We start from the raw sequence: 11,231 nt of genomic DNA on the forward strand, positions 1-11,231 counted from the left end.
GCTTGCGCTCGACCACCGAGTCGAGCGTCAGCGGAAACTTCGGACGGCGCGGGCTCGAACTCATGGCCTCAACGCGCCCAGGGTCCCTGCGGCCGGCACGCGGCTGGCCTCATGCGAGCCATTGCCGCAGCGTCTCGAGCTGGGCGCGATGGGTCAGATCCAGCTGCAGCGGCGTCAGCGAAACGAAGCCCTCCGCGGTCGCGTGGAAATCGGTGCCTTCGCTGGCATCGAGCGCATCGCCGGCCGGGCCGATCCAGTAATTGGTCTCGCCGCGCGGATTGACCTGCGAGATCACCGGCTGCGAAGGATGGCGCTTGCCCAGTCGCGTGGCGCGCAGCCCGCGGATATGTTCGTACGGCAGATTGGGGATATTGACGTTGAGCAGGAACGGTTCGCGCGGCGGCGTCGCGATGGCGCGCTCGACGATGCCGCGCGCGATGCGGGCCGCGGCATCCAGATGTTCCCAGCCCTTGTCGACCTGCGAGAAGGCGATCGACGGGATGCCGAGCAGAAAGCCTTCGATCGCGGCGGCGACGGTGCCGGAGTACAGCACGTCCTCGCCCATGTTCTGGCCCTGGTTGATGCCCGACACCACCAGGTCAGGCTTTTCGTCGAGCAGGCCGGTCAGCGCGATATGCACGCAGTCGGTCGGGGTGCCATTGACGAAGCGAAATCCCTTCTGCACGCCCTCGCGAGCCTCGAACACCGTCAGCGGGCGCTGCAGCGTCAGCGAATTCGATGCGCCGCTATGATTCTGCTCGGGGGCGATCACGGTGATACGGCCCAGCGGCGCCAGCGCGGCATGCAGCATGGCAAGTCCCGGCGCGAGGTAACCGTCGTCGTTGGCGAGAAGGATGTGCATGGCCGCGATTGTACCCGAGGCGATTGCGATGGCGTCGCGTCGCGGGGCCGCTTCGCCGAGCGATTTGCACCCAAATCGGAGCCACAGCCCCCGCCAACGCCGGGGCCAATACCGCAGCCACCACCGTGACCACCACCGTGACCATCACTGCGACCACCACCGGCCCCGCCGAACTGAACGACCGTACTATTTCTGCGCTACACTAGCCCGGGCCGCGTGGCCGCGCGGTCCAGATCGAGGCATCAAGACATTCAATGGAGACACGATGAAAGCCGTACTGTGCAAAGCCTGGGGCCCGCCCGATTCGCTGGTGCTCGAAACCCTGCCCGACCTGGTCGCCGGTCCCGGCGAAGTGGTGATCGACGTCAAGGCAGCCGGCGTCAATTTCCCGGACGTGCTGATCATCCAGAACAAGTACCAGGCCAAGCCGCAGCTGCCCTTCTCGCCGGGATCGGAACTGGCCGGCATCGTGAACTCGGTCGGCGAAGGCGTCAGCCACGTCAAGCCCGGCGACAAGGTGATCGCCTATCTGGGCAACGGCGCCTTCGCGACGCAGGCCAAGGCGCCCGCCGCCGCGGTCGTTCCGATGCCGCCCGGCATCGATTTCGAGACCGCCGCCGCCTTCACGCTGACCTATGGCACCTCGCACCACGCGGTGGTCGATCGTGGCGAACTGAAGGCGGGCGAGACCATGCTGGTGCTAGGCGCGGCCGGCGGCGTCGGCCTGGCCGCGATCGAGATCGGCAAGGCGATCGGCGCGCGCGTGATCGCGGCCGCGTCGACCGACGAGAAGCTGGCTGTCTGCAAGGAACATGGCGCCGACGCGCTGATCAACTACAGCACCGAGGACCTGCGCGAGCGCATCAAGGCGCTGACCGACGGCAAGGGTCCGGACGTCATCTATGACCCGGTCGGCGGCATCTATGCGGAACCCGCATTCCGCTCGATCGGCTGGCGCGGCCGCTATCTGGTGGTGGGCTTCGCCAACGGCGAGATTCCCAAGATGCCGCTGAACCTGGCGCTGCTCAAGGGCGCCTCGCTGGTCGGCGTGTTCTGGGGCGAATTCACGCGCCGCGAGCCGCGCGCGAACCAGGCCAACATGGCGCAGATGCTGGGCTGGATGAAGGAAGGCAAGATCCGCCCGCACATCTCGGCGCGCTATCCGCTGGAACAGGCCCCGCAGGCGCTCAAGGACATGGAGGCGCGCAAGGTCACCGGCAAGATCGTGATCACGCCCTAAGGTCCCGCCGAATCCCCAGGACCATCCCTCTCCCGCGCACGGGAGAGGGAAAAATCCCTCCTACAGCTTCTCCGTCTCCCCGCTCTTCGGCTGCCACTTCATCAGCCGGCGCTCCACCACCCCCACCATCCAGTCCAGCACCAGCGCGAACGCGGTCAGCACCACGATGCCCGCGAACACCGTGTTGATGTCGAAGGTCCCCTCCGCCTGCAGGATCAGGTAGCCGACGCCGCGCGCCGAGCCCAGGTATTCGCCGACGACCGCGCCGACGAAGGCCAGGCCCACCGAGGTATGCAGCGACGAGAACACCCAGCTGGTCGCGCTCGGCAGATAGACATGGCGCAGCAGCTGCTGCCGGTTCGCGCCCAGCATGCGCGCGTTGGCCAGCACCACGGGGCTGACTTCCTTGACGCCCTGGTAGACGTTGAAGAAGACGATGAAGAACACCAGCGTCACCGCCAGCGCGACCTTGGACCAGATCCCGAGCCCGAACCACACCGCGAAGATCGGCGCCAGGATCACCCGCGGCATCGAGTTCATCGCCTTGATATATGGGTCGAGAATGGCCGAGGCGACCGGGCTCAGCGCCAGCCACAGGCCCACGCCCAGGCCGGCGACGGTGCCGATGCCGAAGGCCAGCACCGTCTCGAGCAGCGTCACGCCCAGGTGCAGGTAGATGTCGCGCTCGACGAAGAACCAGCTCCAGACGCGCTGCGCCACCAGCCACGGCTCGCCGAAGAAGAACGCCACCTGTTGCGAGCGCGTGGCCAGGTGCCAGGTGCCGAGAATGACCACGAGGACGAGCAGCTGCCAGACGCGCAGCATGCTGGGGGAATCGGTACGGAATGCCATGGATCGTTTTTGCTTGTGAGTTCCAGGATCGTCGGTATCAGTGCGGACTGGTGCGGACTGGTGCGGACTGGTGCGGGCCAGTGCGGGCTGGTGCAGGTTGGTGAGGTCCGCCTCAGGCAACCTTGCGCTGCTGCGCATAGCCCTTGAGCACTTCCTCGCGCAACACGTCCCAGATCGCCGCGTGCAGCTCGACGAAGCGCAGATGGTTGCGGATCTCGGCCACGTCGCGCGGCCGCGGCAGATCGATGTCGAATTCGCCGATCGGATGCGTGGCGGGTCCCGCCGACAGCACCACCACGCGATCGCTCATCGCGATCGCCTCGTCCAGGTCGTGCGTGATGAACAGCACCGCCTTGCGCTTGGCGGCCCACAGCTCCAGCACCTCGTTTTCCATCAGCTGGCGCGTCTGCACGTCCAGCGCCGAGAACGGTTCGTCCATCAGGATGATGTCCGGGTCGAGCACCAGCGTCTGCGCCAGCGCGACGCGCTTGCGCATGCCGCCCGACAGCTGATGCGGATAGCGGTCGCTGAAGCCGCCCAGGCCGACGCGGCGCAGCCATTCCTCTCCTTCGGCCACCGCCTGCGCGCGCGGCACGCCGCGAAATTCGAGGCCCGCGATCACGTTGTCCAGCGCACTGCGCCAGGGCATCAGCGCCTCGGTCTGGAACATGTAGCCGGCACGCGCATTGATGCCCGTCAGCGGCTCGCCGAACACGCGCACCTGGCCGGACGACGGCGCCAGCAGGCCCGCGCCGACATTGAGCAAGGTCGACTTGCCGCAACCGGTCGGCCCGACCACCGAGACGAACTCGCCGGGCGCGATCGCCAGCGAGACGTCCTTGACGGCGGTGTAGCGCTGGCTGCGGTCCTCGCGCGAGATGAAGGTACAGGTGACGTTGTCGAGGGAAAGGGCCGGAATGCTCATGCGTTTCGCTGTGCTTGCGCCGCGCGTCGGCCGGGCCGGCGGCGGCGTGGTGTTCGATGACGGATCGACGATGACCGGGCGTCGATGACGCGGCGGCGCCCTTTGTCTGATACAAGGCCGGCCCCGCGAAAGCAAAGGCCCGCTGCAGGCAGCGGGCCAGGCTTGCCGCGGCCGCCGATGCGCGCCGCGGTGCGGCTTACTTGTACTTGGCGTTGGCCTTCTGCACGAAGCTGTTGGTGAAGGTCTGGTCCAGCTTGATCGCCTTGCCCTTGAGCGCCGGATCGAACTGCTGCAGCGTCGCCAGCGCCGTGCGCGGGCCGTCGGCCGGCATCATGCCGTCCGGCGAGATCGCTTCCTTGACCTTTTCCCACGCCGACAGATACAGCGCGCGGTCGCCCAGCAGATAGCTCTCCGGCACCGTCTTGACGATGTCCGACGGGCCCGCCTTCTGCAGCCACTTCAGCGCGCGCACCATCGCATTGGTCAGCGCCTGCGTGGTGTTGGGGTTCTGCTCGATGAACGAGGCCGACGCATAGAGGCAGCCCGACGGCATGTTGCCGCCGAACACCGCCTGCGTGTCCTTCAGCGTGCGGGTATCGGCCACCACGCGCACCTCGTTCTTCTGCGTCAGCATCGAGATCACCGGGTCCAGGTTCGCCATCGCGTCGATCTGGCCCGAGCGCATCGCCGCCACGGCGCCGTTGCTGGCGCCCACGCCGATGAAGGACACGTCCGACGGCTTCAGCCCGGCCTTGGCCAGCACGAAGTTGGCCATCATGTTGGTCGACGAACCGGGCGCGGTGACGCCGATCTTCTTGCCTTTCAGGTCGGCGACCGACTTGAAGTCCGGCATCGTCTTGTTGGAAGTCACCAGCACGATCTGCGGCGCGCGGCCCTGCAGCACGAACTCGCGGTAGTTCTGGCCCTTGGCCTGCAGGTTGATGGTGTGCTCGTAGGCGCCCGAAACCACGTCGGCGCTGCCGCCGACCACGGCCTGCAGCGCCTTGGCGCCCCCGGCGAAGTCGACGATCTCGACGTCGAGCCCTTCGTCCTTGAAGTAGCCCTGGCGCTCGGCGATCGTCAGCGGCAGGTAGTAGAACAGGTTCTTGCCGCCGACCGCGATCGTGACCTTGGCCTTCTCCGGCTTGCCCTGCGCATGCGCGAAGCCGCCGAAGGTGAACCAGCCGGCCAGGAACAGCACCAGCGCGATCAGCACCTGTTTCCAGAATTTGCGGTTGTACATCTGTGTCTCCTGCTTATTGTGTTCCCGCGCGGTGTGATGACGCCACGCACGACGCCGAAGCGACCCGCCGGACGGCCTGACGGCATGCCGGGGCCGCCGCGCGGCTCCGTGCGATGCTATCCGAGGCCGGCGGGTCGCCCCAATCGGGAACACTACCTAGCGCGGGGAGGACCAGCGCATCATTCCGCCTGGATATTGGCCGACTGGATGACCTTGCCCCAGCGCGTCAGCTCGGCGCGCTGGTACTGGCCCAGCTGCGTCGGGTTCATGTACTTCGCCTCGGCGCCCAGCTCCTCGGCCTTCTTGCGGAAGGCCTCGGTCTTCATGATCTTGTCGATCTCGCCGGTCAGCTTGTCGACCACCGGCTTGGGCGTGCCGGCCGGCGCGTACATCGCGAACCACGACGACACGTCGAGATCGGCGTAGCCCGCCTCGGGCGCGGACGGCACGTCCTTCAGGCTGGGCAGGCGATTCTTGCTGGTGACCACCAGCGGGCGCAGCTTGCCGGCCTGGATATGCGGAATCAGCGGCGGCGGCGTGGTGATGGTCAGGTCGACCGAGCCGCCCAGCAGGTCGGTCATCGCCGGACCGGTGCCCTTGTACGGCACGTGCGTGATGCGGATGCCGGCCATCTGGTTCAGCAGCTCGGTGGACACATGCTGCAGCGAGCCGTTGCCCGACGAGGCGTAGTTCAGCTTGTTCGGATTGGCCTTGGCATAGGCCACCAGTTCCGCCAGCGACTTGACCGGCAGGCTCGGGCGCACCACCAGCACCTGCGGCGCGGACAGCAGGTTGGCGACCGGCGCGAAATCCTTGACCGGATCCCACGACAGGCCCTTCATCAGCAGCGGCGTGATCACGTGGAAGCCAGAGTACTGCACCAGCAGCGTGTAGCCGTCGGGCTTGGCGCGCGCCACCAGTTGCGCGGCGATGCCGCCGGCGCCGCCGGGGCGGTTCTCGACCACCACCGGCTGGCCGAGCGCCTTGGCCAGCGGCTCGGAAATCATGCGCGCGGCGAGGTCGGTGGTGCCGCCCGGCGCCGCGGACACGATCAGCGTGACCGGGCGGTTCGGATAGGCGCCATCCTGCGCCTGCGCGCCGGCGCTCAGGCAGGCCGCGGCGGCAGCGACGGCCGCGGCAAGCAGACGACGGCGGCCAGGCCTGGCCGCATCGAGGGAATGAAACGGTTGGGACGTACGGATCGACATGCTGTCTCCTCCAGGAATCGATGTTGTTGTTCGGGTTGTGGGTTGTGATTCGTAGGTGCGGGCGAGGTCCGCGGGCTTGCTGATGGGGTTGTGCGTGTTGTGCGTGCTGTGCGTGCTGTGCTTGCTGTGCCCTGGGCTTGCCGTTATCGGGCCTTACTGCGCCGCGAAATGCTCGGCCAGCCAGGCCGGCGGCTGATGCGTGCGCAGCCGCGGACCGGCGCGCAGCAGCTGGCTGCAGACCTCGCGCTCGACCACGGTGGGCAGCTCGCCGATGATGCCGAGCAAGCGCTGCAGGTCGACGCCAGTGTCCACGCCCATCGACGCGAACATGTGCACGAGTTCCTCGGTGGCGACGTTGCCGCTGGCACCGGGCGCATAGGGGCAGCCGCCCAGCCCGCCGGCCGCCGCATCGAAGCGCGACACGCCGGTCTCCCAGGCAGCCAGCGCATTGGCCAGCCCCATGCCGCGGGTGTTGTGCAGATGGATGGTCAGGCCGGTCGCCGGCAGTTCGCGCCGGAAGGTCTCGCACACCGCGCGCACCTGGGTCGGATAGGCCATGCCGGTGGTATCGCACAGCGTGATGCCGTCCGCGCCGGCCTCGGCGAAGCTGCGCGCCAGCGCCATCACGGCGTCGATCGCGACCTCGCCCTCGAACGGGCAGCCGAATACCGTCGACAGCGAGATATTGACCGGCACGCCGGCCGCGCGCGCGACCTCGATCATCGCCAGCAGCTGCGCCTGCGATTGCGCGCGCGTCATGCGCAGATTGGCGCGGTTGTGCGTCTCGCTGGCCGACATCACCAGATTGACCTCGTCGGGCCGGCACGACAGCGCGCGCTCGAGCCCGCGCAGGTTCGGCACCAGCACCGTGTAGCGCACGCCCTCGGCACGGCGCATGCGGTGCATCACCGCCTCGGCGTCGGCCAGCGCGGGGATCGCCTTGGCGGAGGTGAACGAGGTCGCCTCGATGCGGGCGAAGCCGCAGGCCGACAGCGCCTCCAGCAGCGCGACCTTGGCATCGGTCGGCACCACCACCGGTTCGATCTGCAGGCCGTCGCGCGGCGCGACCTCGTTGATCTCGATGCGGGCCGGGCCGCGCAGCGGGAAGTTTGTCGTCGAATGCACGTTGGATGCGGTCGTGTTCATGCCACCACCCCGCGTGCGCGCAGGTCGGCGATGGTCGCGGCATCGAAGCCGGCCTGCGCCAGCACCGCGTCGGTATGCTCGCCCAGCGTCGGCGCGCGATCGTGGATCGCGCCGGGACTACCCGACAGCTTCGGCACGATGCCCGGCACCTCGACGGTCAGGCCGCTGGCCGCGGTGACCTGCTCGATCACGCCGCGAGCGCGGTAATGCGGATCCTCGGCGATGTCCTTGACCGTGTAGATGCGGCCGGACGGCACCTGGGCCTCGCGCAGCACGGCCAGCGCGCTGTCGATATCCTGCGTGCGGGTCCACGCGGCGATCGCGGCGTCGAGTTCCTCCACTCGTGCCACGCGGCCGTCGTTGCGCGCCAGCGCCGGATCGTCGGCGAGGTCGGCGCGGCCGATCGCCTGCATCAGCCGCTTGAAGATGGCATCGCCGTTGGCGGCCACCAGCACGTATTCGCCGCTGGCGCACGGATAGGCGTTGGACGGCGCAATGCCGGGCAGCGCGCCGCCGGCCGGCTGGCGCACCGCGCCGAAGGCCGAATACTCGGGCAGCAGGCTCTCGCTCAGGTTGAACAGCGCCTCGTACAGCGCCACGTCGATGACCTGGCCGGTGCCGCCGCGCGCATCGCGCTCGTACAGCGCCAGCAGCACGCCCAGCGCGCCATGCAAGCCGGCGATGGTGTCGCCCAGCGACAGGCCCGCGCGCACCGGCGGGCGGCCCGGCTCGCCGGTCAGATGGCGCAGCCCGCTCATCGCCTCCGCGACCGCGGCAAAGCCGGGCTCGTCGCGCTTCGGCCCGGTCTGGCCGTAGCCCGATACACGCAGCATGATCAGCTTCGGATTGGCGGCGTGCAGTACGTCCCAGCCCAGGCCCCACTTCTCCATCGTGCCCGGGCGGAAGTTCTCGATCAGCACGTCGGCCTCGGCGGCCAGCTTGCGCACCAGCGCCTGCCCGTCAGCGCTGCGCAGGTCGATGCAGATCGATTCCTTGTTGCGCGACTGCGCCTCCCACCACACCGAGGTGTCCTGATACAGCATGCGCCATTTGCGCAGCGGATCGCCCTGTCCGGGCGGTTCGACCTTGATCACGTGGGCGCCGAAATCGGCCAGCGTCTTGGCGGCGAAGGGGCCGGCGATCAGCTGCCCGAGTTCGAGCACGCGGATGCCATCCAGAATCTGTCGCGGCATGCGGATTGTCTCCGGGGATCGGTGTGTGGCGATCGCCGTCTGGCGGTCGGTCGGTGGCGCTCCCTTGCGGCGGACGCCGGACCGTGCGATCGAATTTGGCCGCAGTGTGCCGCAGCCCCGGCGGGCGCGGAAGGCGTCAATCGGTGAAGCGGGCTTTCACCGAACGCGAAAGCCGGAGGGAGATGACGCGGGAGATGAAGCGGGAGATGAAGCGGAGACGGTCGGCCGGAGCCCGGGGCTCAGAATGGCGCGCGATCGCCGCACAGATGGGTGATCAGGAGCCGGGCCGACACCGTCAGCGCGGCGGGATCGCGCATGCCGATCAGCAGCGAGCGCTGCGCCCAGGCGTCCTGCAGCTTGACCAGCGACAGGCCCATCGACTTGACGTGCGGCTCGGCCGCGATGCGCGGCAGCACGCCGACGCCGAGGCCGGCCATCACCATGCGGCACATCGCATCGAAGCTGCGCACCTGGATGCGCAGCCGGAACGGCCGCTCCAGCCGGCTGCTCTCCTCGAGCAGGCGCGCGGCCAGCGAGGTCACCTGCGGCAAGCTGACGAAGTCGTATTCGAGGGTATCGGCGTAGCGCACCGGCCCGCGCTGCGACAGCGGATGCCCCGGCGGCGTGACCAGCACCAGTTCGTCCTGGCGGTATTCGACGGTGACCAGGCCCGCGCTGGGCGTGCGGTCGGCAAAGATGCCGACGTCGGCACGGTTCTCGACCAGCGCCGCGACGATATCGCCGCTGTTCTGCTCTTCCAGCTCGATGCGGATGGTCGGATGCAGCCGCATGAAGCCGGCCAGGTCGTCGGGCAGGAACTGCGTGATCGCCGAGGTGTTGGCGCAGACGCGCACCTGCCCGCGCACGCCCGACGCATAGTCGGACATCACGCCCGCCATGCGCTCGACGTCCTGCAGCACGGTCAGCGCGTGATGGAAGCACGCCTGCCCCGCCTCGGTCAGCTGCACGCCGGCCGCATGGCGGAAGAACAGCGGCGCGCCCACGGCGGCCTCGAGATCGGAGATCCGTTTGCTGGCCGCGGCGACGGCCAGATGCGACTGGCGCGCGCCGGCCGAGATGCTGCCCTGCCGCGCGACGGCGACGAACAGTCCCAGCGTGACCAGATCGAAGCGGGCCAGGTTCATCGGGCGATCAGACCATGCCGGTCGATGCGAAGCGATACGGCGCCGCGCTTCACAGCGTGCGGCGGTCCATGACCGCGCGCGCGATGGTGCCGGCGTCGACGTATTCGAGCTCGCCGCCGACCGGCACGCCGCGCGCCAGCCGCGAGACCTTGAGCCCGCGCGCCTTCAGCATCTCGCCGATATAGTGCGCGGTGGCCTCGCCCTCGCTGGTGAAATTGGTGGCCACGATGACCTCGGCCACCGGGCCCCCCAGCGCGGGATCGGTGGCGCGCGCCAGCAGCCGGTCCAGATGGATCTCGCGCGGACCGACGCCGTCCAGCGGCGACAGCCGGCCCATCAGCACGAAATACTGGCCGCGATAGGTCAGCGTCTGCTCGATCATCACCTGGTCGGCCGGCGTCTCGACCACGCACAGCAGCGAGGCATCGCGGCGCGGGTCCAGGCAGGTCTCGCAGACCTCGGCCTCGGTGAAGGTATTGCAGCGCGCGCAGTGGCGCACGCCGTCCGCGGCGCCGCGCAGCGCGTCGCCGAGCCGGCGCGCGCCCTCGCGGTCATGCTGCAGCAGGTGATAGGCGATCCGCTGCGCCGACTTCGGGCCGACGCCGGGCAGCACCTTCAGTGCCTCGACCAGCGCCTGCAGCGAGGTGGGAGTGGATGCCTTCATCGGAAGTTTGCGTTCGGCAAGCCGGCGCTCAGAACGGCAGCTTGAAGCCCGGCGGCAGCGGCAGGCCCGAGGTCATCGAGCCCATCTTCTCCTGCGTGGTCGCTTCGGCCTTGCGCACCGCATCGTTGAAGGCGGCCGCGACCAGGTCTTCGAGCAGCTCCTTGTCCTCGCCCTCGGCGAGCAGGCTCGGATCGATGGTCACGCGCTTGACGTCGTTCTTGCAGGTCATCACCACCTTGACCAGGCCGGCGCCGGACTGGCCCTCGACCTCGATCAGGGCGAGCTGCTCCTGCATCTTCTTCATGTTTTCCTGCATCTGCTGGGCTTGCTTCATCAGCCCTGCGAGTTGGCCCTTCATCATGATGCTTCTCCTGATATCGATGGATTCGGTGGATTCGTGGGTCGGTGCGCGCCGCGCGGCTTCGATCGGCGAAAGGGGCGAAAGGGGCGATAGGCGCGATAGGGTCGTATGCGCGGCGTACCGGTGTCAGAGCGCGCGCGGCTGGATCGAGCCCGGCACGATCTGGCCGCCGAACTCGCGCAACAGGCCCTGCACGAAAGGATCGTTCTCGATCGCCGCCTCCGCCGCGCGCTGGCGCTCGGCGCGCGCCTGCGCATCGGCGGCCGCGGCGGTCTCGCTGACCGCGCCGACCTCGCAGTGCACGCGCACCGCTTCGCCGAAATGGTCCGACAGCGCCTGCGCCAGGCGCTCGACCGCGTTGCCTTCGGCGATCGCGGCGACGGGCGCGCGCA

The 11,231-nt window shown here is 68.6% G+C and carries 11 protein-coding genes and 1 pseudogene; 1 reads left to right on the forward strand and 11 read right to left on the reverse strand.

Features of this window, described 5'->3' with window-relative positions; genetic code table 11:
• Positions 1-109: 109 nt before the first annotated feature.
• Positions 110-862, reverse strand: a complete 753-nt coding sequence (gene surE / locus AC6EI8_RS19295) for a 5'/3'-nucleotidase SurE (RefSeq protein ID WP_149319866.1) — start codon at positions 860-862, stop codon at positions 110-112.
• A 265-nt stretch (positions 863-1,127) separates the two neighbouring features.
• Between surE and AC6EI8_RS19300 the strand changes: the two genes are divergently transcribed.
• Positions 1,128-2,102, forward strand: a complete 975-nt coding sequence (locus tag AC6EI8_RS19300; protein ID WP_149319865.1) for an NADPH:quinone oxidoreductase family protein — start codon at positions 1,128-1,130, stop codon at positions 2,100-2,102.
• A gap of 60 nt (positions 2,103-2,162) precedes the next feature.
• Here AC6EI8_RS19300 and AC6EI8_RS19305 read toward each other — a convergent pair whose 3' ends face one another.
• The 10 genes and pseudogenes from AC6EI8_RS19305 to AC6EI8_RS19350 form a co-directional block, all read right to left on the reverse strand.
• Complete coding sequence (locus tag AC6EI8_RS19305; protein WP_226109647.1) at positions 2,163-2,954, reverse strand: ABC transporter permease; 792 nt, start codon at positions 2,952-2,954, stop codon at positions 2,163-2,165.
• A gap of 112 nt (positions 2,955-3,066) precedes the next feature.
• Positions 3,067-3,879, reverse strand: coding sequence for an ABC transporter ATP-binding protein (locus tag AC6EI8_RS19310; RefSeq protein WP_498382642.1), 813 nt, complete (start codon positions 3,877-3,879; stop codon positions 3,067-3,069).
• Positions 3,880-4,075: 196 nt separating this feature from the next.
• Entirely contained in the window at positions 4,076-5,122 is a 1,047-nt protein-coding gene (locus AC6EI8_RS19315; RefSeq protein WP_149319862.1) for an ABC transporter substrate-binding protein, read from the reverse strand.
• 179 nt (positions 5,123-5,301) lie between these two features.
• Entirely contained in the window at positions 5,302-6,330 is a 1,029-nt protein-coding gene (locus AC6EI8_RS19320) for a Bug family tripartite tricarboxylate transporter substrate binding protein (protein ID WP_149319861.1), read from the reverse strand.
• A 153-nt stretch (positions 6,331-6,483) separates the two neighbouring features.
• A complete protein-coding gene (locus AC6EI8_RS19325; RefSeq protein WP_190286279.1) occupies positions 6,484-7,476 on the reverse strand; it encodes a hydroxymethylglutaryl-CoA lyase in 993 nt (330 codons plus the stop codon).
• Positions 7,473-8,669, reverse strand: coding sequence for a CaiB/BaiF CoA transferase family protein (locus AC6EI8_RS19330; RefSeq protein WP_149319860.1), 1,197 nt, complete (start codon positions 8,667-8,669; stop codon positions 7,473-7,475). Before AC6EI8_RS19330 ends, AC6EI8_RS19325 begins: the two co-directional genes overlap by 4 nt.
• A 239-nt stretch (positions 8,670-8,908) precedes the next feature.
• The gene (locus tag AC6EI8_RS19335; RefSeq protein WP_053822073.1) at positions 8,909-9,814 is read right to left on the reverse strand and encodes a LysR family transcriptional regulator; all 906 of its coding nucleotides are present in this window, start codon (positions 9,812-9,814) and stop codon (positions 8,909-8,911) included.
• Positions 9,815-9,863: 49 nt separating this feature from the next.
• Positions 9,864-10,478 (reverse strand): recombination mediator RecR, encoded by a 615-nt coding sequence (gene recR, locus AC6EI8_RS19340; protein WP_149319859.1) that lies wholly within the window; start codon positions 10,476-10,478, stop codon positions 9,864-9,866.
• 28 nt (positions 10,479-10,506) lie between these two features.
• Positions 10,507-10,839, reverse strand: a complete 333-nt coding sequence (locus AC6EI8_RS19345; protein WP_023263605.1) for a YbaB/EbfC family nucleoid-associated protein — start codon at positions 10,837-10,839, stop codon at positions 10,507-10,509.
• A 126-nt stretch (positions 10,840-10,965) separates the two neighbouring features.
• Positions 10,966-11,231: pseudogene (locus AC6EI8_RS19350) on the reverse strand (DNA polymerase III subunit gamma/tau); the annotation flags it as partial.

The sequence above is a fragment of the Cupriavidus sp. R6-3 genome (assembly GCF_059772245.1).